The 22,447-nt window shown below is 46.1% G+C and carries 17 protein-coding genes and 2 pseudogenes; 5 read left to right on the forward strand and 14 right to left on the reverse strand.

The window, feature by feature from the left end; all coding sequences use genetic code 11:
• Positions 1-165: 165 nt before the first annotated feature.
• Complete coding sequence (locus BP95_RS0120615; protein WP_036667322.1) at positions 166-501, forward strand: DUF2627 domain-containing protein; 336 nt, start codon at positions 166-168, stop codon at positions 499-501.
• 494 nt (positions 502-995) lie between these two features.
• Here the strand turns inward: BP95_RS0120615 and BP95_RS0120620 are convergent.
• Positions 996-2,150, reverse strand: a pseudogene (locus tag BP95_RS0120620) (VanZ family protein); the annotation flags it as partial.
• A gap of 213 nt (positions 2,151-2,363) precedes the next feature.
• Here BP95_RS0120620 and BP95_RS34325 point away from each other — a divergent pair.
• On the forward strand, positions 2,364-2,489 hold the full coding sequence (locus BP95_RS34325) for a hypothetical protein (protein ID WP_260612150.1): 126 nt from the start codon (positions 2,364-2,366) through the stop codon (positions 2,487-2,489).
• A 22-nt stretch (positions 2,490-2,511) separates the two neighbouring features.
• On the forward strand, positions 2,512-2,811 hold the full coding sequence (locus BP95_RS0120630; protein ID WP_021252961.1) for a hypothetical protein: 300 nt from the start codon (positions 2,512-2,514) through the stop codon (positions 2,809-2,811).
• Positions 2,812-2,960: 149 nt separating this feature from the next.
• Here the strand turns inward: BP95_RS0120630 and BP95_RS0120635 are convergent, their stop codons facing one another.
• The 5 genes from BP95_RS0120635 to BP95_RS0120655 all read right to left on the reverse strand — a co-directional run bounded on the left by BP95_RS0120635 (position 2,961) and on the right by BP95_RS0120655 (position 11,465).
• Positions 2,961-4,817, reverse strand: a complete 1,857-nt coding sequence (locus tag BP95_RS0120635) for a DUF4352 domain-containing protein (RefSeq protein WP_021252962.1) — start codon at positions 4,815-4,817, stop codon at positions 2,961-2,963.
• A 15-nt stretch (positions 4,818-4,832) separates the two neighbouring features.
• Positions 4,833-6,095, reverse strand: a complete 1,263-nt coding sequence (locus BP95_RS0120640; protein ID WP_028533127.1) for an efflux RND transporter periplasmic adaptor subunit — start codon at positions 6,093-6,095, stop codon at positions 4,833-4,835.
• Positions 6,092-9,205, reverse strand: coding sequence for an efflux RND transporter permease subunit (locus BP95_RS0120645; protein WP_028533128.1), 3,114 nt, complete (start codon positions 9,203-9,205; stop codon positions 6,092-6,094). Before BP95_RS0120645 ends, BP95_RS0120640 begins: the two co-directional genes overlap by 4 nt.
• Positions 9,206-9,418: 213 nt before the next feature.
• Complete coding sequence (locus BP95_RS0120650) at positions 9,419-10,786, reverse strand: sensor histidine kinase (RefSeq protein ID WP_021252965.1); 1,368 nt, start codon at positions 10,784-10,786, stop codon at positions 9,419-9,421.
• Entirely contained in the window at positions 10,779-11,465 is a 687-nt protein-coding gene (locus BP95_RS0120655) for a response regulator transcription factor (protein ID WP_021252966.1), read from the reverse strand. Before BP95_RS0120655 ends, BP95_RS0120650 begins: the two co-directional genes overlap by 8 nt.
• 587 nt (positions 11,466-12,052) lie before the next feature.
• On the opposite strand from BP95_RS0120655, the pseudogene BP95_RS32695 reads away from it, so the two are divergent.
• Positions 12,053-12,232, forward strand: a pseudogene (locus BP95_RS32695) (hypothetical protein); the annotation flags it as partial.
• A 142-nt stretch (positions 12,233-12,374) separates the two neighbouring features.
• Positions 12,375-12,557 carry a YhjD family protein gene (locus BP95_RS0120660; protein WP_021252967.1) on the forward strand — a complete coding sequence of 61 codons (183 nt, stop codon included), beginning with the start codon at positions 12,375-12,377 and terminating at the stop codon, positions 12,555-12,557.
• 650 nt (positions 12,558-13,207) lie between these two features.
• On the opposite strand, the gene spo0A is transcribed toward BP95_RS0120660, so the two are convergent.
• From spo0A to BP95_RS0120700, 8 genes are all read right to left on the reverse strand, one after another.
• Positions 13,208-14,032 carry a sporulation transcription factor Spo0A gene (spo0A, locus tag BP95_RS0120665; protein ID WP_021252968.1) on the reverse strand — a complete coding sequence of 275 codons (825 nt, stop codon included), beginning with the start codon at positions 14,030-14,032 and terminating at the stop codon, positions 13,208-13,210.
• Between the two features lie 127 nt (positions 14,033-14,159).
• The gene (spoIVB, locus tag BP95_RS31050; RefSeq protein ID WP_021252969.1) at positions 14,160-15,626 is read right to left on the reverse strand and encodes a SpoIVB peptidase; all 1,467 of its coding nucleotides are present in this window, start codon (positions 15,624-15,626) and stop codon (positions 14,160-14,162) included.
• A gap of 122 nt (positions 15,627-15,748) precedes the next feature.
• The gene (recN, locus tag BP95_RS0120675; RefSeq protein ID WP_021252970.1) at positions 15,749-17,473 is read right to left on the reverse strand and encodes a DNA repair protein RecN; all 1,725 of its coding nucleotides are present in this window, start codon (positions 17,471-17,473) and stop codon (positions 15,749-15,751) included.
• 24 nt (positions 17,474-17,497) lie between these two features.
• Positions 17,498-17,947, reverse strand: coding sequence for a transcriptional regulator AhrC/ArgR (ahrC, locus tag BP95_RS0120680; protein ID WP_005546729.1), 450 nt, complete (start codon positions 17,945-17,947; stop codon positions 17,498-17,500).
• 120 nt (positions 17,948-18,067) lie between these two features.
• On the reverse strand, positions 18,068-18,523 hold the full coding sequence (locus BP95_RS0120685) for a hypothetical protein (protein WP_021252971.1): 456 nt from the start codon (positions 18,521-18,523) through the stop codon (positions 18,068-18,070).
• 130 nt (positions 18,524-18,653) lie between these two features.
• Positions 18,654-19,481, reverse strand: a complete 828-nt coding sequence (locus BP95_RS0120690; RefSeq protein ID WP_021252972.1) for a TlyA family RNA methyltransferase — start codon at positions 19,479-19,481, stop codon at positions 18,654-18,656.
• Between the two features lie 45 nt (positions 19,482-19,526).
• Positions 19,527-21,428 (reverse strand): 1-deoxy-D-xylulose-5-phosphate synthase, encoded by a 1,902-nt coding sequence (gene dxs, locus BP95_RS0120695; RefSeq protein WP_021252973.1) that lies wholly within the window; start codon positions 21,426-21,428, stop codon positions 19,527-19,529.
• Positions 21,409-22,035 carry a hypothetical protein gene (locus tag BP95_RS0120700; protein ID WP_021252974.1) on the reverse strand — a complete coding sequence of 209 codons (627 nt, stop codon included), beginning with the start codon at positions 22,033-22,035 and terminating at the stop codon, positions 21,409-21,411. The genes dxs and BP95_RS0120700 overlap by 20 nt, the downstream gene beginning before the upstream one ends.
• Between the last annotated feature and the right edge of the window lie 412 nt (positions 22,036-22,447).

Below are 22,447 nucleotides of genomic sequence, written 5' to 3' on the forward strand. Positions count from 1 at the left end.
CTTTCGTGTTCATTTCCGATGGTTCTATTGTACTCCCTTTTCTTTGCGCAGCAAACATGACAACTGTCATTCTATTGGTTCTTAAAGAGAGGAAACATTAGACAAGTATGCGCAATCAAGGTAATATGAAGCTAACTTACATGACGTGAGCAGGTGAAGATCATAATGAAGCAAACACATGTTATCACTCGATTTATTGCGGTTCTGCTTCTGGTTATTCCAGGCGTAACCGCGACAAGCGGATTTCTGCTTATGAAAAATGCTGTGTTCGATTATGTGGTCGACCATGGCAATGATAAGCTGTCTGCCCCCGCATTCCAATGGCTGCCCTTCACTGCTGGTCTGCTTCTGTTCATTATTGGCGTGGGCTTCATAGGGGGATGGATATTTTATCGCGACCGCAAGCGCAACTACGTAGCGGCACGTTTCCGTGCAAAAAAAAGCCCCAAGCCACCATCCTTCCGTCCAAGTGCGGATGGCCCAGTAGAAGGCAAAGAGTAAGCCACGATAAGAATTGTTGCTGGCGCATTAGGAGTAACCTCTGGTCAAACAACGAATGATATTGTTCTATACTGCATTTATTACCAATTTACGCCCGCATCTCGATTTAGATGAACGAAATTCCAAGAAGAAGGGCCTCTATGATCACAAATGTTGTGATGATTAGAGGCCCTTATTATTTGTAATTATTCTTCTTTCTTCGCCAGCTTCTCCTTCAGACGAGCCAGCTCTTGATCAACCAAGTCGCGAGCATTATTCGAACGTGCTGACCCTGTTAACTGCGGAGCCTGCATAACCTGATTTTCAGGTGTATCATCTAAATGCACTTCATGGCTGGATGGTACTGAGGTTGTCATGTCATCAACAACCAGCTCTTTGTTCAGGATGTCATCGTAGTTTGGTTTAGATGTGAATTCAGGCTCATTACCAACTGATTCATCCTGCGCAGAAGGAGCATAATGTTCATCTTCCATCTCTCGCCTCATTCGTTCTGGGATGGTAATCACATTACGAGTTCGGCTTATTTTTTCGTAAAATAGACGCTTATCTTTCTTGAACAGATGCAGCATGAGGTGCAGGAAGAGTAAGCCGTTGAAACCAAGCCACGCAATCACTACCATTATCATAACCAGCGAATCCATAGCCTCGTTGAACTTCAATACATATCCAAGTACGTAATTGATGCCACCCACACCGAAATACAATATACCGTATCGCTTTAGCAAACCGACAAATGTAATTCTGCAAAGGGAACCCTCTGTATCGTCCTGAACCAAGTGGATACGTGTTACCCATTTGCCGAAGGTTTTCCCATCCGTAAACGTTGGTATGAGTATAAAATAAACGAAAACACCTGCTGCCAAATACAAGAAATTGAATTCACTCAGCTCGAAATTGCTATAGTTGTCTCCATATGCAATCGTACGGTATACAATGTATATGCAACCCATGATAATCGATAGCAATGTCATATCCAGCCACACCGCGATTCCTCTGCGAATGAATCCAACAGGCTTCTTGCTCAGATCTACATGATCATCCAGCTGGTGTGAACGCGGCAGGAAGTATGTAAATACTGGTGCCAGTAAAAATCCGATACAGCCCCCTGCAGTATTCAAAATCAAGTCATCTACATCAAACAACCGATATGGACAATCATAGAACCCATACAAGCCTGTTCGTTGCGTAATCTCAAAAAATAATGAGACAAGAAATGCAATAACCGTCGTCTGCAAGAACGATCGTTGGAAATAGTAGCGCATATATACGCCAAGCGGCAGCGTCAATACCACATTGAATGCGGCCTGGAAAAAGGCCCTTTCCTTCAGCAGCTGTACATAGGTCGTTGGATGCGACCATTCAACATTAGACTCCTTCATAATATCGCGAACGAATTGGAATGGGCGCAGCTGCTCAAATACTGCACCTGCCCGATCCACACAATTGTGCACATTTTGCGGCAGCGGCAATATCACCAAATAATAAGCAGAAATGAAATAGAGCAGCATGGAATAAAGCACCAAAGCGCGAACCTTATTGACATACCCGTATTTGCGATATTGCACGATTAAAAAAGGAAGCGTCAAGAGTAATGCCGCTATCGGGAACGTAAGAAAAGCAAATTTAATTGGAAATAGATACGCGTTCATCTGTAACCCTCTTTATCACTATAGTCGCATTCGTAACTTTATCGATTAGACGATCAAAAGTCAACGAAATACACTGTATTTGCCACATTACATTTTTGTAAGCCAGTATTCTGGATGATTTACTGCCAGATTAGGCCGAACTGTTGGAACCTTTCCCCCTCATCCTGATTACAATAATCATGATAAAATACCGTGTCACCAAGGAGAATGAGCATGACCGATGAAGATGACAATAAACGACTGATACTTCTCATTGTGGTCATAGTTCTGTTCGTTGCCTATGCGTTTGGGATCATTCAAGGAACGGGGGCAGCACCAGCAGAGACAATTGGAGAGTAATCTGATAAGAGGGTGAGTGGCTGTGTCCTTTTCAAAAAATAATAATAAAAAATCAAGTGGAAATGGAAACGGAAACTCTAAAAATAATAATAAGAAAAAAGCCAACTGCCCTAAACTAAGCATTGACCAAATTGCAGTTATTGCTGCATTATTAACCAATTCTCTGCAGGTTCAATCTGTTCTTGTCGACCGCGATCAAGCCGTTGAGGTATTGCTGGTCGGCTCTCTTCGCAAGAAAACCCAAATGGATAACCTGCTTAATCAAATAAGCGAGCTGTCTGTTGGTGATTTCCTAGAAAGTTTAAAACGATTTGGTGAATAGGGCTGTATTTCGCATTCGTAAACGTGGACAAGTTCGGGGGTTAAAGGAATGGATGTTGCCTTTACTCGATCTGTAACAATAAGAGAAGAGGGTTAGAGAAAATAATTCTCTAACCCTCTTCTATCATAGTAGTTAATCTCTGGTCAAAATTAACTTCTTATCACTCTACCCAGGAACCGCTTTACCGGTCCATATGGCGTATCAAACATTTCATAGAAGCTGACCGTGACAGGATAACTCAAGCCAAGCATATCAATGTTCTCAAAAATGATGTTCTGTTCTCCTTCCCTCAAGAGTGGCTCCTCAACAAGTGAGAACAGCTTGGATCCAAGCATCCGTCCGCTATGATCGGTTAGCTCCAGTTTGATTTTCGATAAGTTCGGCTCACTCATTACCTGCTTCGCCCGAATAATATTCAGTTTCAGTCTTAAGGCGTACGAGGACGATTGAACCATGTCAGCTCCACCCCGCAACCAACTTCCTCCCCAATCATTAATTTTCAATTGGAATGGATACATATCAAACAGCAAGTCTCCAGTATTATCGTAACTCGTCTTGAAACGGAACGTATCCACAATGAAAGGATAGGTTTGTTCTTCTCGGTTGTCGACAACATGCAGCAGTAACTCCGGTTCCTTTGAGCCATCAGGGATCACGAACATGTGAGATTCAACTACAGCAGCGCTTGGAAGCAGTGATTTCTTATCCGTCTTGGCACCAAGTCGTTCCCCTCCAAATCGAGATCCATCCTTATCTTCCAGTTCAAATTGATAGGATGGGATCGTGATTGAGGAGCTGCTCTTATTCTCGAATTTGAAACGGAGAAGAAGTGCTCTGAATCCTGCTTCCTTGTTCTCTAACAGCGTCTCTTCTTCCATTGAGACATTCAAGCCCTCTGGAAATAAATCCGTACTATCGCTGAAATTCAGCTTATCCCGCAGCTTATAGTCGGTCGGTACAACCTGACTCGTTCCTCGATTCGGAATGTTAATATATAATCGCCCTACTTGATAGGTTGCAGCCTTGGTCGGATCGGCAGCCCCAGGAGGCAGGAACGATTCCGAGGTTAATAGCTTCAATCCTGTCAGCACCGTATTCGCACCTGTCTCTACAGCGTATCGCAGCGTTGCGCCCTCACCCGGCATGAGCGATTCAGGAGCCTTGCCCAGTTTTGTAGACTGATACAGATCGTTGTTCGACCATGCCGTCAATTTGATGTCTGGGACATTCTCGCGTATACTGTTCCTGTTTACGACACGGAAAGTGACCACATGAACCGTCTCCAGCTTTTGTTTGAACCGCTCGGCCACTTGCGCTGGCTTGCCTGAACTCTTCATGATGCTTACAGGCGTATACGTAAGCATTGATGAATCCGACAATGCTTGCAGTTGGAAGGATTGCCCCCATTCCTTAATCAAGGCGGGATCGGTAATTGGAGTATAGTCATTTTCCCATGCAGGCTGCACGACATCCATCACCGCAACGACTGTTTCCTTTTTCGGATATACCTCCCGATTAACTTCCTTCCAAATAAATCGTACAGGAGCCGCCATGTCATCTTCGACGACATGACTCATTAACCTCCACTCCACCACTTCGCCCTGAGACAGAACACGAGCACTGTTCTCGCTAGATATCATCGCATATTCCTTTTTGTTATCCATCAGTACATATAATTCATAATCAGGGAGACGGAGCTTTTTGCCAGAATTATTTTTGATTTTCATGGTGGCAGCAACTTGTTTCCCTTTGTCCGTTACGCTATTAATCACATTGGTTAGGTCAATCTGTAATCCAAACCTATTCTTCCAGTAGTCCTGAGCCTTCGGTATCTGCTTCTGAACTGGCTTCGCTTTCGCTGCGCTGGCAGGATGCGTAGTTTGATTAGCAGTATTAGCTGACTTGCTCCCATCTGTGGCAGCAGCAAGCGCCTCTGTCGGAAGAGTCCCAATAATTATTCCGCACAGAGCGGCAAAAGCCACGACCTGAATTGTTTTCTGTTTCAAATCTTGTCAACTCCTCTACTTCGCAAGCCGCACCTGTTGTTTGTCCTTCAGTTGGTGCTGGCCTGAGATAATAATGGATTCTCCATCCTGCAATCCTTCAATTACCGGATATATCGCATCCTCCAATGTGCCAAGTGTGACAGAGCGCTTAATCGCCGTACCATTTTGATAGATGAACACAAATGCAGAGCCTTGTTCACGTACGACAGCAGTTGCTGGTACGACAGGAACCTTGCGTTCATTCTCCCCAGCAAGAATGACCTGAACCTTCATCCCCGCCTTTAATTCAAGCTTGGCATTATCCACTAACAGCTCCACAGCATACGTACGTGTGTCCATATCCATAACTGCGGATAAATAGGTAATAGAGCCCTCATACTTTTTTTCTGGCTTGCCAGACACATAGAAAGGCAACTTCTTCTTACCATGAAGCAGAGAAAGCATGTCTTCGGTCACTTTCCCCTGTACGCGAACGGTGTGGACATTGGCAACGCGTCCGATCTTCGTGCCTGGAGCCACATTCATTCCAGCAAGCACAGTCCATTCTGTCAAGACGCCATCGGTAGGAGCCTTGATTTCAGCTTCTGCAATCGCAAATTGCGCCTCTTTCAATTGAAACTCTGCTGCCGAGATTTGATCCTCGGTACCTACATCCTCTGCAAGTCTTTCCGCTGTATCCAGCTTCATTTTCAACACTTGCAAATCAAACTTTGTATTTTTAAGTTGCAGCTCAGACTGTTCTACAGAAGCTTTTTCTACAGTGCCTTCATCATAGCCGTTTTTCAGCTTATTCAACGCCTTTGTTTGCTCTTCGATTTGCTCTTCCATCTTCGTTATGGACATTCGCGTTTCCGAATTGTTCACACGTTTCGTCTCATGTGAAGTTTCCAGCAGTTTATTGGCATTCTGCAACGCCTGCTCTGCTCGCTGCTTTTGAGAAAGAATACGCGACACATCCATCCGAGCGATCACTTCTCCGCGCTTCACACGATCTCCGCGCTTCTTCTCCACTGCCACAATTTCTCCGCTACCCTTAGCTACGATGTCTATCGTCACTGACGGCGCAATATCAGCGACGATCTCAGGTGCGGCCCCCATGATCTGTTTGGTCACAACGGTCGTCTTAACCTCTGCAACTGTAGATTGCGAATGTTGTTCGCTTGTCGCTTCGGGACCATTCACTTGATCCGACGCAGAGCACCCAGCCACTCCCACAGCCGCTCCCGCAAGCATCAACATAAGCAGTATTTTCATGCTTCGTAAATGGGATTGATTCATGATGAGGTCTCCTTCCCTTTTGTTAGCGGCGCTGCTCCATTCCCTTGTTGATCAAGAAACTGGTTCTTTTTTCTTTTACGCCGAGCTATCATATCATACATAATTGGAACAACCACAAGCGTTAATAATGTGGATACCGTCAAGCCGCCAATTACAACAACCGCCAATCCGCGGGATATAAGCGTACCGTGGCCGAATCCAAATGCAAGTGGAAGCAGCGCCATAATGGTTGCTCCTGCCGTCATGATGATAGGCCGCAAACGGGATATACCCGCTTCTATCAACGCACTCCTCACATCCTGTCCGGCTTCTCGCAGCTGCTGCGCCTTATCGATATACACAATGGCATTCGTCACTACAATGCCGATCAACATCATGAAACCGATTAAGGAGGTAATATTAATCGATTCATTCGTAACAATCAAACCAAGCACACCGCCTATAGCTGCAAACGGCAGGGAAAACATAATCGCAAATGGAGCAGTCGCATTGCCGAACGTAAGTACCATAATCAAGTACACGACAAACACTGCCGCAGCCATTGCTATGAATAACTGTCCAAAGCTGTCTCCAATATCTGCACTTATGCCCGACACGGATCGTCCAACCCCGTCTGGCAGCTGGATCAGATCTAAGGAGGCTGCTACTTGTGCACTAATACCGCCTTTGTTCTGTCCATTTAATTTCGCCGTAACATTGATGACCTGTTTCTGATTGTCTCGCTTAATGGAAGCTGGGGACTTCACTCGTTTAATCGTAGCGATATCCGCAACTGAAATGGTTTCCTGAGTCGGTGTTCTCAGTTGAATCTGCCCAACCGCGCTCAGATCACCACTCAACCCCTTCTCCGTCTCTACTACCGTGGACAACAGACCTTCTTGGTACCGATACTCGCCAATCTTATCTTGGAACAGCCACGTCTGCAGTGTGCCCTGGACGATAGCGGGTGTTAGTCCGAATTGTCTCGCTTTCCGCGGATCGACATCGATCACCACTTCAGAGGAAGCTTCGCTTAACGAATCTTTGATCTCCGACAACTCAGGGAATTTGATCATTTCCTGCTTGATGATTGCCGCAGCCTCTCTTAGCTGAACTGCATCTTCACCAGACAACACATATACAAAATCAGGCGCTGCACTGGAGTCCCCTACCAATGTCCGCGTATCCAGCTCCGATCCAGCGGGAATATATGCTTCCAGCTTGGCTTTATATTCACGTCTTACTTGCTCCACATTAGCCTCTTCATTTACTTCCGTATAGATTTGGGCCATGTATGGCATCGCATTCGGATCGCCTGCGTACCCGACCAGCGTCTCAATGAACGTGAACAGCGGCTTATTCTGTGCGTCTTTAGCAGCGCGAAGCTCCGCTTCCATCTCCTTCATGACATTATCTGTCGCCTTTAAGGAATTCTCATAAGGAAGCTTAATGGTGAAAAAGAACTGACGCGGCGGTGTCCCTTCTGGCATTAAGGTAAAGGCAAGCTGTGGGACAAGCGCAACCATTGTGACGATAAACAACAGAATTGAGATGAACAATGTCTTGATCCGATGATTGAGGGACCACACTAAGAGCTTGCGATAGCCGGTCGTAATTCTGGATGGCTTGTGCTCTCCAGCATCATGTCCCTTCACATTAGCCTGCTTCAGTACGAGCAGCTTCGCCAGCATCGGGATAACAGTCAGGGCCACGAGCAGTGATGCCATCAAAGCACAGGCCAATGTAATTGCGAAAGGACGGAACAGCTGCCCTGCTGCTCCACTGATCATGCCGATCGGTGCAAATACGCCCACTGTTGTTAACGTAGATGACGTAATTGCATTGGCTACTTCCTTCGTCGCCAGCGCGATAACGGATTCATTCCGTTCCTCAGCCCGATACAGCTTGGCATATATATTCTCAATGACGACAATACTGTCGTCGACCACACGGCCTATCGCAATAAACATGCCGCCGAGCGTCATAATATTAAGGGAGATATCCATCCATTTCATCAGCAATAGGGCAATAAGCACGGAGAGGGGAATGGATATGAGCACGATTAAGGTCATTCGCATATTTCTCAGAAAAACTAGAATCATGAGAGAGGCAAGCAGTGCACCAACTAATCCCTCCCGGACAAGCCCGCCAATGGATTGCTTCACTTCGTCAGCATAATTGTAGACCTTCTTGAAGGTTACACCTGTAAGTTCTGATTCCCACTTGCTCATCAAACGATCGGCACCTGTAGAGAATTCAACCGCGTTAGCTCCGTTCGCCTTATATAGCAAAATACCGATAGCCGGCTGATCATCCAGCCTCGCGATGAACTTGGATTCCGAGATCTCAGTGATCTTCCCGAGCTCCGTCAATCGGATCGTATCCCCCTGAGGGGATTGCACAGCAATTTCCTCTAGTTGCTTGACACTAGTTAATCCGTTATTCATGCGGGCAAGCAGCGTATTCCCCTCCAATTCCACTGTTCCTGCCGGACCTGATGTCAAAGCGTTGCGGACGGCTTCTGATACCTGAGCAGGCGTTAACCCATAGGAACGAAGCCTATCTGGAAGGAGTCCTATGCTCAGATGTGTACTTCGATCACCGATCACGTCCATATGATCCAAGCCTCGTAATGCTTGAAATCCCGGCTTAATCGTCTTGGTGAAATGCTCCTCTAATTGAGATTGCGTTACCCCCTCTTTCCCATATACCGCTAAATAGTAGGAAGGGATGGAGGCTACCCCAAATGTGGATACACGCGGTCGTTCTACACCCGATGGGAACGCTATTTCTTGGATCAAGCTTTCTATATCCGCCTTCTTCCGATCAGTATCCACCCCTTCTTCAAACCTGATAAGAATGGACGCTGTTTGGTCACTGGATGTGGAAGATATCGACTTGATTCTTTCCATGCCGGAGAGCTTCTTCTCAATCGGTTTCGTAACCTGTTCCACTACGTCCTGAGGGGGTGCTGCATATTGTGCAGTCACCATTACATACGGGATGGAAACGTCTGGCATGTTGTCAATTTTCAAGCCCGTCGACGCATAGATACCTCCCCCGAACAGCATTGCTACGATAATGAACACCGCAGCCACATTCTTCATTGAAAATCGAATCAACGAATTCATAATGTGTGTCTCTTCCTCCTCCTTAACGTCTCCGCGTCCCCTTGCGATAGCTTGAGATATACGCTAACAAGGAAATATGAACGGAGTATGAACTCAGGAACATTTTTACAATAATGTTCTGCAAATTTGTGGATAAAAAAACCATAACCGCGGTTCTCCTTTGGCTATGGTTCCATTCGTTCTCTTATATATTAATTTCATGATTGCAATTCCTTACATCGCATTAGGCGATCGCAGTCTAATCGTCACCGTCGTTCCTCCCCCAGTACGGCTCGCAATTGTGACTGTCCCTTGATGAAGCGCTATGACTTTATTGACAATTGCCAGTCCCAAACCACTTCCATTTCCATCTCTACGCCTTGACCGATCAACTTTATAAAACCGCTCAAATACTCGATTTAGCTCTTGATCAGGGATACCTATCCCGGTATCGGTAATCGTCACTTGCGTCCACCCTGTCGGCTGGTTCGTTAACGAAATGGTAATTGTCCCATTGTTCGGCGTAAACTTCATGCTGTTGCCGATTATATTCATCCAAACATGGCTAAGCAGATCTTCGTCCGCGACAATCGTTATAGGAGTCAACTGCAAATCCATATGCAGCGTCTTGTCTTTCCATTGCGGCTCGCAGGCCACTACAATTCTCCGAAGCTGCTCATCGAGCGCGTAAGCTCTCATGTTCATCGGATGATGATCCGACTCCAGAGAGGCCAGCTGGAGCAGGTTATCGCTTACCCGAGATAATCGCTCACTTTCCGTTAAAATAATGTGCAGATATCTCTCCCGCTGCTGTTCCGGAATGACATTCGATTTTAGAGCTTTAGTGAATCCTATGATTGAGGTTAGAGGGGACTGGATCTCATGCGATACATTGGAGACGAAATCCTGCCTCATCTGCTCAAGCTGGTTCAGCTCTTTAGCCATTTGATTGAAACTATTCGCCAGCTCGCCAATCTCATCTCTTCTCCTCATGCGCAGCTCTGCCGAGAAATCCCCTTTTGCCATCTTCCTCGTAGCTGCAGTCATTCGCTTAACCGGCAATACAACAAATCGGGCAGCGATCAGGAAACATAAGCTGCCAACAACAAGCACGACGACGAGAACCATTGTAATAAATCGGCCGATTACATCCAACCCGCCAATCGACATTTGCAAAAATAAAGCCTGACGCTCGTTACCGATCTGTATAGGGATCCCGATAATCGGCTCTTGTTCATCATTGTCCGCAATTGCACGAATCCGCTCCCCTTCCAGCACCTTCTTCAGCTGTTCTGCCTTAATGGGGTAACCTGCCCGTTCTTTCTCATTGTGGTGAATAACAGTGTCTCCATCACTATTCAATATCCGAACCTCATACATCGTAAGTGCCTTCAACGACATCACATAATCCTTAAATTGAGATGCTGACATCGAAGTACGCAGACGAGCCAAGTCATCACCAAGATTCATCAATTGACGGTACGACACTTCTTCCATTTCCTTCTGAAACAACAACCCCGACACAGAAAAGGCGGCAATAATGCCGATAATAATTGCTAATATGAACGTAAGCACCACTTGAACGTACAGGGTCTTAATCATGACATACCTCAATTCGATATCCGAGGCTGCGAGCAGTCACAATATTAAAGATCTCCGAGTAGTTGGAAAATCGTTCACGGAGCCGCTTAATATGTACGTCAACGGTTCGGTCGTCCCCTTTATAGTCCATCCCCCATATATCCTGTATGAGCTGTTCCCTCGTTAAGATCTGCCCAGGGCAACTCGCAAGCTTAAACAAGAGTTCAAATTCCTTCAGTGGCAGTGTAATGACAGAGTCGTCATCCTCCATCATTACTTTATAACTGCTTCGATCCAAGCGCAGCGGGCCAAGCTGCACAACCTGCGAGAATGCAATTCGGTAACGCCGGAGCAGTGCTTTGACGCGCATCACCAGCTCCACTGGATCGAATGGCTTCGTTATATAATCATCCGTTCCCAATTGGAATCCTCTTACCTTCTGCCCGGGTTCCCCTTTGGCTGTAGCCATAAGGATAGGCAAATCAGGATGTGAACGGCGCAGCTCCTCGCACAGTTCCCACCCATCCATATTCGGCATCATAATATCTAAAATGACGAGATCGACTCGCTCCGCATCCATGTACCGTAGCGCCTCCATCCCATCCCGTGCTTCAATAACGTGAAATCCTTCTGCTCGGAGATATAATCCTATCAGTTCCACTATATTTTCATCGTCGTCTGCGACCAATATCGTTCTCATGTACAAGAAATTCTCCTTTGGTTTGGAACATTTTTCTATAAACCTATTGTAATACACGTTAACTCCGAATAACATCCTGGATTATTCTCATTCCATGAAAAAAGCACTGACCTCGTTGTGATCAATGCTCATCTACTCTCGACTTTTGTATCTGACTGAGTATTACTTCATCGAAGATGCTTAGCTTCTTAATTGATGAGCTGGTATACTTTGTTCACCCCTGATTTGATGCCTCTATGAAGAATTTCCCAGTCCTCATCGTATCGCCATGTACAATATTTCAATATTCTTCATTAGAAGATTCATTTAGATAGAACTGATGCTCCAGCCGTTGAGATACACGCCCGAGGCAACAAATTATATAGAATTTAGATAGTGGAACAAACATGTGAGGACTTAATGAATATATCTCTTTGGGTTTCATTTTATTGGTTAAAACCATGAAGTTTATTGTTCTCTAACGAAGAATCATATTATCGTATATGACCTGTTACACAAAATATGATGAAGGAGAGATTGGATGGAAAAGTTAATCGAGGAGTACAAACAAGACTGTATGCTGCTGCGAGAAGCCGTCGAAGGATTTTTCTCAATTTCGCCGGAAAGTCGTCGATGCTTATCCTATAGGAAAAATCGTTTTAATACTGGATAATGCCCGTATTCATCATGCAAAATTACTGAAACCGTTTCTGAACGAAATGAAAGGAAGACTCAAACTGGTCTTTACGGTGGCTGATCGGCTTTGTATTAGTTATTCTAGTCGCTAGCATTAGTTCAACTTATATATAATAAATAGTCGAATTTATTTCCGAGGATAATAACGTTGCTCGATCGTTTGAATCGGCGTATAATAAGAACAAACGTTCCCATAATGTAAACTAACCGAAATATTACACGAGGTGATTAACGATGCCTCCTACGATGGCAACCGGAGAGGAACTCGAATTGATTAAATCATACGTACTGCTCCCGATGATATTGTCCGCATACGAGCGCGATAAACAGATTATCGCGGATTCCGTGAGAAATCCGGAAATATATACGGATATGATTTCGGCCGCAATGGATCGCGTAACGAATGACGGAGATTAGACGAGAGTTCAGAAATCGTGGAATTAAAGTATACGAAATAACTCGCGATACGGAAGGAAAACGCGCGGATTTTAAGTGTCGCGGATATACGAGTAACATGCGGATGTTGTGGTCGCTCATAACCACTCAAGCTAACGAAAGGTTGCGCGTGTACATGAACGGGAGTTGCTGACGGATCTGAGCGTTGGCGGACGGAAATTTCCCACTAACTATCGAAGGTAAACACGAGGATTAGTCGAATAATGATTCAGGACATTACGAGATTATCAATCGTCATATGGCTTATCGGATAGGAATTGACGAAACCACTCTCAGAAAAAGAAGACGAGCCATTAAAAGGACGATTTTGAAAGCAGCGCAATCGAGTTACTACTGTGTACTTACCTCTTTCTTGAACATAGGAGATGTATTGACGGATATGACCCTTTTTCACATCCGCCAATTTATCAACCCTATGCTCTCTATTCAAGTACTAAAAAGTCAAAGCGACTGTTCATATGAGGATAATGTTACTTTCACGATTCCATTCCTCCGTCTGCACGTATTTCACAGACCCAATAAATCAACGGATTTATTGCATAAATAGTGAATAGTTTATCGATATTTTTATATTTGCGTTGTGATCCCGCAAAGCCTCACCGTTGAGCCATTTACGACACCTTATGCTCAATTCTCAGCTTATCAGCGACCATCGCGATGAATTCGCTGTTCGTAGGCTTCGACTTGCTTATGTTGATTGTGTAACCAAAGAGACGGCTGATGCTGTCGATGTTGCCGCGAGTCCATGCAACTTCAATCGCATGGCGGATCGCCCGCTCAACGCGGCTTGGTGTCGTTTTGTACTTCTCCGCGATCGCTGGATACAGCGTTTTCGTGATGGAGCCCAAAATTTCGATATTGTTGTACACCATCGTGATTGCTTCGCGCAAGTACTGGTACCCCTTAATATGCGCAGGAACACCGATTTCATGTATGATAGACGTGATATTCGCGTCTAAGTTTTTGGATTTGCCAAGCGGTACGACATTCGACTTCGATACAGATGATGTCATTAAGTTACTAGCAGATCCTCCAGTTACCGAAGCATTGGATGCAACACCTGCCAGCTGTCTAATACGATTCGCCAAAATGTCCATATCGAAAGGCTTCAATATGTAATAGGATGCGCCAAGTTGAACCGCACGTTGCGTAATGCTCTCTTGGCCGAAGGCTGTGAGCATAATGATCTTCGGTTGCGGGGACAAGTCCATATTGCGCAAGCGCTCAAGTACACCCAAACCATCCAAATGAGGCATAATAATATCGAGAATGAGCACGTCAGGCACCGCTCTCGTCTGCTCAAGGAATTGGAGCACCTCTTCGCCATTATAGGCAACACCAGTAACGACCATGTCGTCTTGTTCGGATAAGAAATCAGCCAACAAATTTGTAAATTCTCTGTTGTCGTCCGCTAACAATATTTCGATCTTTTGCAACTTGGGATCCTCCCTTGTCAAAGTTTCGCACACGATAGTAACCGGTTTGGTGTTTATCGCTTCCAGATCATGTTATTCGACATCAAAGATGAAATTCCTTCTGTCGAAAACTTTTTTTCTTTATTTTTTAAAATTTTTCTATTATAATTAATGATTTGTCCAACGATCCAACAGATTTCGTATTCATTCGTATCGATTCGACATATCCTGAAGATTGATGCGATCGTCGTGATGTAAAAGAAAAAGAAGGATCACGTTGAACGTGAACCTTCCCTTTTTCATTCATTGACTGAGGTGAAGCCAGAACAACACCAGCATCCTGCAGCATCCATTCGATAAAGCATCCATAGCCTGAGCTTGGATCATTGACGAACACATGCGTAACTGCACCAATCAATTTGCCATCTTGAATAATCGGACTGCCGCTCATCCCTTGCACAATGCCTCCGGTTTTTTGCAGCAGCCGCGGATCTGTTATGCGGATAACCATCCCTTTGGTTGCAGGTGCTGATTGCTTCGTAACATGGACGACTTCAATCTTGTATCGTTCCACTTGTTGACCATTCACCACGGTCAACATTTCGGCAGGTCCCACCTTAACCTCTTCGCGGAATGCAACAGGAATCGGTTCTTTATATACACTATGTTCTGGATTCGATACCATCTTACCAAAAATGCCAAATGGCGTATTGCGTTCGATATTGCCTAAAACACGGCTTTCCTTCACAAATTGAGCACGTTTTTCACCTGGTTCTCCATTTTGACTTTTCGAAATGGAAGTTACATGGGACTGGACAATTTCACCTTGCCCCACCACGATCGGAGTCTGCGTGTCCATATCCGTAATGATATGTCCAAGCGCCCCATACACTCCTTGGTCTGGAGCATAGAACGTCAAAGTTCCTACTCCGGCTGCTGAATCTCGGATGTACAAGCCTAGCCGCCACGTTTTGTCCTCCTGATCGTACGCGGGGGTCAACTGAGCTTTCACTTCAGTATCGCCGCGCCGAATTACAAGATCAAGTGGACGTTTGTTCTCGCCAGCCTGCTTCACGATATCCGCAACCTTGCTTACATCATTCAATCGATTTCCGTTCATACTCGTAATGAGATCACCAAGGCGAACACCTGCTTCTTCACCTGGAGATACTTTGCGTTCTCCCTCAACCTTCACAAGATGATGGCCGACAACAAGGATGCCTGCTGATTTGACTTTGACGCCAATCGTTTGACCTCCGGGAATGACACGCAAATTCGGAACTACATTCACTTTCAATGTCTTGAGTGGAATGCCTCCGAACAGCTTCAATTTCAGCTCTGCTTGACCAGATTGGGCTGACTGTAATGAAATTGGACGATTCGGTGATAATTGGAATGTAGGTCGATTCTCGCCGTTCACACGCAAAATATCCGGTCGATCTACCGTCGCTGAAGCCTGAACAGGCATCACGAGATCAAGCTTCGTTTGCTGTCCTTCAAATAACCTCAGTTGATTCGGCAGCGCCGCATACGTGCGAAAGGTTGCTGTTGTAGTGCTTAAGCATACAAGAATGACGAGCATTAGGCCAAGCAGTCGTTTGACGTTGGGGTTCAAAGGTGGTCACACTCCTTTGTTAGACGGAAGCTTGACGAAAAGAGACGTGCCCATTTCGTAACTTTAAGGTATCCCCGGCCCCTACGTTTTATAAGTGAAAATGATTCCTAAATCCCTTAGAATTACGCACCTTTTTGACGTTCAGCCAATTCAAGCATTTCTTGTGCATGATGCATAGTCGCTTCCGTTACTTCCACCCCGCCTAGCATGCGAGCAAGCTCGATAATACGACCTTCATCCTCCAATTCATGTACCTGAGTAGAAGTCCGTTCATCTCGAACCTGCTTCTCGATGTAGTATTGGTGGTCAGCCATGCAAGCAACCTGTGGAAGATGAGTAATAGCGAATACTTGTCCACTCCGAGACACTTCAGCAAGCTTCTCAGCAATGGCTTGAGCGGCCCGGCCACTTACGCCAGTATCCACTTCGTCAAATACGAGCACTGGGATTCGATCAACTTCGGCAAAGATTGTCTTCATGGCAAGCATGATACGTGACAGTTCACCGCCAGATGCGATCTTATGGAGCGGACGCAATGGTTCTCCAGGGTTCGGTGAAATAAGGAACTCTGCATCATCCCATCCATTCTTCGTGAAGCGAACAGATACACCGTCGACCTCATGCCCGCCTTGTCCATCCTGCAATCGATCCAAACGGACATCGAGCCGAGTACGTTCCATATGAAGATGCTGCAGTTCCGCTTCAATTCGCTTCGTCAATTCCAGTGATAACTCTCGGCGAGCATCACTCAGGGCTTGCGCTCGCTTAGCGAGCTTACCCAGACGTTCTTGTGTCTCTGCTTCGAGCTTCAATATGCGTTCATCCTTATGTTCCAGCTTGTCAGCTTCATCTTCAATCTTGGCTAAATATTCAAGCATCTCCTCAACAGTTGAGCCATACTTGCGCTTCAATGAAGTCAGCTGATCCAGTCGATCCTCAATTTGTTCAAGGCGTTCCGGATTGAACTCGATATTCTCACGGTAATCGCGGAGCTGGTAAGCCGCATCTTCCAGTTGATAATACGCATTTTGCATTTGCTCAATTATAGGCTGAAACTTAACTGTGTCGTACATGAGCACATCTTCAAGTTTGGAAATTGCGACACTAACGGAATCCATTGCACCTTGGCCATACAAGCGTTCATAAGATACATTTACATGATCCATAAGCTGCTCCGCATTGGCTAGTTTGCGCTTTTCTTCCGTTAATGATTCATCCTCGCCAATTTTTAACTGTGCATTGCGCAGCTCCTCAATCTGGAACCGGTACAGATCAAGCATCTGGTAGGCTTGCTGACTCGTTTCCTTCAATTGATTCAATTCATGCTGCAGCGCCATGAAGCATCCGTAATCATCACGATATTTCCGCTTAAGTACAGCAACCTCTTCCCCGCCATAAGCATCGAGCCAGTCCAAGTGACGCTCAACCTTGAGTAGGGATTGGTGCTCATGCTGCCCATGAATATTTATGAGCAGCTCACCGATTTCGCGCAGCATCGTCAACGTAACCATTTGACCATTGATCCGGCACATGCTCTTGCCCTGCGCGGTCAATTCCCTGCGAATAATGAGGAGCTCTTCACTGCTTCCCTGAATCCCTAAGCGGGAAAGCGCCTCCCATACCGGATGATCAATGGCAAGATCGAACGAAGCCTCGACTTCCGCGCGTTCACACCCATATCGAACAAAATCTGCTGATCCCCTTGCTCCTCCGATAAGACCTAACGCATCAATAATGATCGACTTGCCCGCGCCCGTTTCCCCCGTTAAGACATGAAATCCACGGTGAAACCGCAGCTGTACCGATTCAATAACCGCCAAATTGCGGATAGATATAGCTACTAGCAAGAAGAACCCCTCCCGGAAGAACACTTATGAAATGTAACTCATCACTTGATCAACAACACTCTGACTCAATTCTTTGGTACGGCAAATGATCAAGATTGTATCATCACCGCATACCGTGCCCATAATTTCAGGCCATTCAATCGAGTCCATCAATACAGCGATCGCATTTGCTGTACCTGGTAGACACTTCATGACTACTAAGTTCTCAGCGCTGTCTACACTGACGAAGTTATCAAGAAGTGACCGCTTTAACTTCTGTGCAGGATTGAAGCGCTGATCGATTGGGAGTGAATACTTATATCGGCCATTGTCCATTGGCACCTTAATGAGATGCAATTCTTTCATATCCCGAGATACAGTTGCTTGAGTAACATGGAACCCTGCATTGCGCAATGAATCCACCAGCTCGTCTTGCGTCTCAATATCGTTATTCATTACGATTTCTCGGATTTTAATATGTCGTTGTCCTTTCATGCATGCCCTCCATACTGTCTACTCCATAATTCCATGACTTATTATTTGCTTATTGCGATAACTTTCATATTGCATTGTTCGCTTGCCATTCTTTCATACCTACGCCTAATCTTGCAAGGGTCAAGCTTCTGCTTCCCCAAACTCCATATGAAGCATGCGAATTCGCCGCTCTGCCATATCAACGACAAGCAGCCCATCACATTCAGGATATGCCGCGAAGTAAGCTCCCCAATGTCTGCGAATCGCACTGGCGCTCCAATCGAGCTGCATCCGTTCGCGTACGATACGAACAATATACCATTGTTCGCCCCGTTTGACGACCATATCAATCCACAATTTCGTAGACTCTAGCTCTTCTCCGTTCATCTGAATCTGAATTGGCACAAAATACTTGCCGCCAATGATCTCGTAACCCGCTGACTCAAGCAATGCGACAATCTCATCATCCTGCGGATATCTCTCGGATAAGCACACATTCTCCATCGCTTCAGGTGTTCGCATATAATGTCGTATTGCATATCCAATCCATACAGCCAAACCAATTCCGATCAATCCCATGATCCAACGATCACCCATCGAAATTCACCCCTGGTTCGCAGCTTATGCGCATATAGATTTGATTAGATACGTGCTATGGTGCAAAAGAAACTCATCCGACGGATGCTTGTCCCGGATGAGTTTCTTCTACAGCATGTTCCATTGCCAGCTAGGATCGGAACGTAGTATGTGCCTCCCTCACGATGTCAGCGATCAGATCGCGTGATACATGCGGCACTTCTTCTTCCGTAAGTTCAGGCACATTCCAGTACGCTAGAAATTCAATATTGCCCTCTCCGCCCGTTATTGGAGAGTACGTTAACCCTTCCAATTGGAAACCGATCGAGGCAGCAAAATCAAGAATCTCTCTCAACACCTGCTCATGTGTGCTTGCTTCACGAACAATTCCCGATTTGCCAACCTTCTCACGCCCTGCTTCGAATTGAGGCTTAATCAGTGCAACTACCCGTCCAGGCTTAGCCAGCAATCGCGAAAGTGGTGGTAGGATCAGTTTCAAGGAAATAAAAGAAACATCAATAGAAGCTGTATCCGGTATCGGTCCTACTAAATCCCCTGGCTCCGTATATCGGAAATTCGTTCTCTCCATGACGATTACCCGATCATCATTGCGCAAAGACCAGTCAAGCTGGTTGTAGCCGACATCTACCGCATACACCTTCTGTGCACCATTTTGCAATGCGCAATCGGTAAATCCCCCAGTAGATGCTCCAATATCAAGCATTACAGCGTCCTGCATGTTCAATCCGAATTGCTGGATCGCCTTCTCCAGCTTAAGTCCGCCGCGGCTCACATAAGGATGAACCGCTCCCTTCACGGTAATTGCAGCATCACGCGGTACTTTCATGCCAGCCTTTTCAATTCGTTCCGCATTTGCAAGCACAAGGCCTGCCATAATGGCAGCCTTGGCCTTCTCTCTACTCGTATAATACCCCTGCTCGACGAGCAGGACATCAATTCGTTCCTTCGGTATAGACATTCTGTACTCCCGTCTCATTCCATTCATTCATCAATGCGAACATAATTAAGCCCGAGTCAACCGATTATTGCCGCCTGTTGCGAATAACATCGAATGAACTTCTTTCACAACCCGTTCAGGTGTTAAGCCAACTTCATTCCGCTGTTCCTTAATGCTACCATGTTCGACGAAGCAATCAGGAACCCCAATTGGCTTCACTCTCATATCGTAAACGCCATGGTTAGCATACCATTCCAGTACAGCACTACCTAAACCTCCGATTGCCGAGCTTTCTTCCAACACGATTACCGGAATGCGATCCTTCCCTAGCTGATGCAGCATCTCGTCATCAAGCGGCTTAACAAATCTCGCATTAATCACTCGAATACGAATGCCTTCTTTTCGCAACAACTCTGCTGCTTCCTCTGCAACCTGCACCATCGGACCGATAGCCAGAACAGCCGCTGAATCTCCATTCCGAACGGTTTCCCACGTTCCTATTGGAATCGGGCTCAATTCGGTGTCCATTGGCACCCCTACAACCGCATTACGCGGATAGCGAACGGCAATCGGGCCTGCGTCATAATCAACAGCCGTCTTCATCATATGACGAAGCTCATTCTCGTCCTTCGGCATCATAATGACCATATTCGGGATATGACGCAAGAATGGTATATCATATACCCCTTGATGCGTCTCCCCATCTGGGCCTACGAAGCCCGCTCGGTCAATTGCAAAGATGACATTAGCTTGTTGACGGCAAATATCATGTACAACCTGATCGTACGCTCGCTGCAGGAAGGTTGAATACACCGCAAATACAGGCTTCATTCCTTCCATAGCCATAGCAGCGCACATCGTTGCTGCATGCTGCTCTGCGATACCTACATCAATCATCCGGTTCGGATACAGCTTCTCGAACTTCAAGAGTCCTGATCCGCCTGGCATTGCAGGTGTTACTGCCACGATTCGCTCGTCTTCCTCAGCGAGCTCAATGAGCACATCACTGAAGATATCGGTGTAATTCGGCGTGCCCACTGATTTAAGGGGCTGGCCGGATTCAATCTTATAAGGTGTTGCTCCATGCCATTTATGGGAATCGGCTTCAGCTGGTGAATATCCTTTCCCTTTGCGGGTTACAACATGGACTAGAACCGGTCCATCGATACGGTCTGCCTGCTGGAAAATGTCCAGAAGCTTATCAATATCATGACCGTCTACAGGGCCAAAATATTTCAAGCCGAATTCTTCGAACAGCATGCCGGAGACGACTAGGTATTTCAGTCCGTCCTTCACGCGTTCTGCCGTTTTAGCCAGCTTACCGCCAATAGCCGGAATTTTTTTGAGCAGCTGTTCAACTTCTTCTTTGGCTTTTTTATAGTTGCGGTCAGAGCGAATTTTACACAAATAATTATGTAATGCTCCTACATTTGGCGCAATGGACATTTCGTTGTCATTCAGCACAACCATCAACTTGCGCTTTTCATGCCCGATATGGTTCAATGCTTCCAGCGCCATACCGCCTGTGAGCGCACCGTCTCCAATGATTGCGACTACCCGATTATCCTGACCTTGCAGGTCACGGGACAATGCCATCCCCATTGCGGCGGACAAAGACGTACTGCTGTGTCCGGCTTCCCATACATCGTGTTCGCTCTCTGCACGCTTCACAAAGCCGCATAAACCTTTATATTGGCGCAATGTATCGAACTGATCCTTGCGTCCTGTTAATATTTTGTGAACGTAGGCTTGATGGCCAACGTCGTATAACATTTTGTCCTTCGGGCTGTCATAGTAATAATGCAGGGCAAGCGTTAGCTCAACAATCCCCAAGTTAGATGCTAGATGACCTCCGGTCACTGCCAGCTTTTCAATTAAGAATTGACGAATTTCGGCCGCTAGCGGCTCCAGTTGCTCCTTAGGCAACTGCTTCAAGTCGCTAGGTTGATTAATCTGTTCGAGCAGCACGGGATTTCCCTCGCTTTCGTTGTTTCGATTTGCTGCGTTTCACGGTGAAGAATGAAATATTGAACTTCGTCTCCAACACGTAGAAACACTTCCCAATTAGCAGGACGATCGGAGTGGCGTAATAAATAGCAAAGGATTTTCCGAGTGCCTTCCCGCCAACCGTCAATGCTGATACGAGTCCTGTGAAGACAACGCTCGTTACCGTCTTCATTACTGCGGAGTCAGCATCCATCGAATATAACAAGTTCGTAACGACTATTGCTGTGGCCGACCCACTGATTACTCCAGTCATATCGCCGATCACGTCATTACAGAAGTTGGAGAATCGGTCTGCGTTACGAACGATTGCGATCGCCTGCTTCGCGCCAGCAACCTTCTCAGAAGCCATGGCGTGAAAAGGTGTCTCCTTCGCTGCCGCTGCAGATAACCCCATCATATCAAAAAACACTCCGATGAGCACGAGTAGGAGCACGATCACCATCCCGATGCCCCAGCCTACTCCCTCCAGCATCGAAGTCGATACGACGGAAAAAATAGCAGCTAGAGCAAATGTGACGATGAAAATAAATACGCTCCACCGAACGGAATGTTTGAAAGAGAATTTCATTGTATGTGATGTTCCATCCTTTATGTGTTAGAACTGGCTGATCAGTTACGTAAAGTTAAGAGTGGCAACTTCTCAAGTAAACGCTGTGGCTTAGGTCCAGTAGGTTTTCCCAGATGCTCGCCTCCTCGTCGCCGAGCAGGCCGTTTCCAATTAAGAGCGCCTTGACGTTGTCGCCAATCGCCAGACTGAATTACCACTTAGTCCACACTATAATCCTTAAGAAGCTTCACGCCAGTGAACAGTCTAGGAGTTTTCCTCGGGCAGCCCTGAACCAACCCCTAGCCTCTTTTGCAAGCCAGATTTCATACGGCATACGATTCATGCGTACTTTGGCCGAAGTCCACCGAATCTACACATCCGCAATCCCCGCAGGCTCACTCAAGGCAGGCTACGCTACAAACAAGCCGGGTAC

Source organism: Paenibacillus sp. UNC217MF, assembly GCF_000686865.1.
Taxonomy (GTDB): Bacteria; Bacillota; Bacilli; order Paenibacillales; family Paenibacillaceae; genus Paenibacillus_B; species Paenibacillus_B suaedae.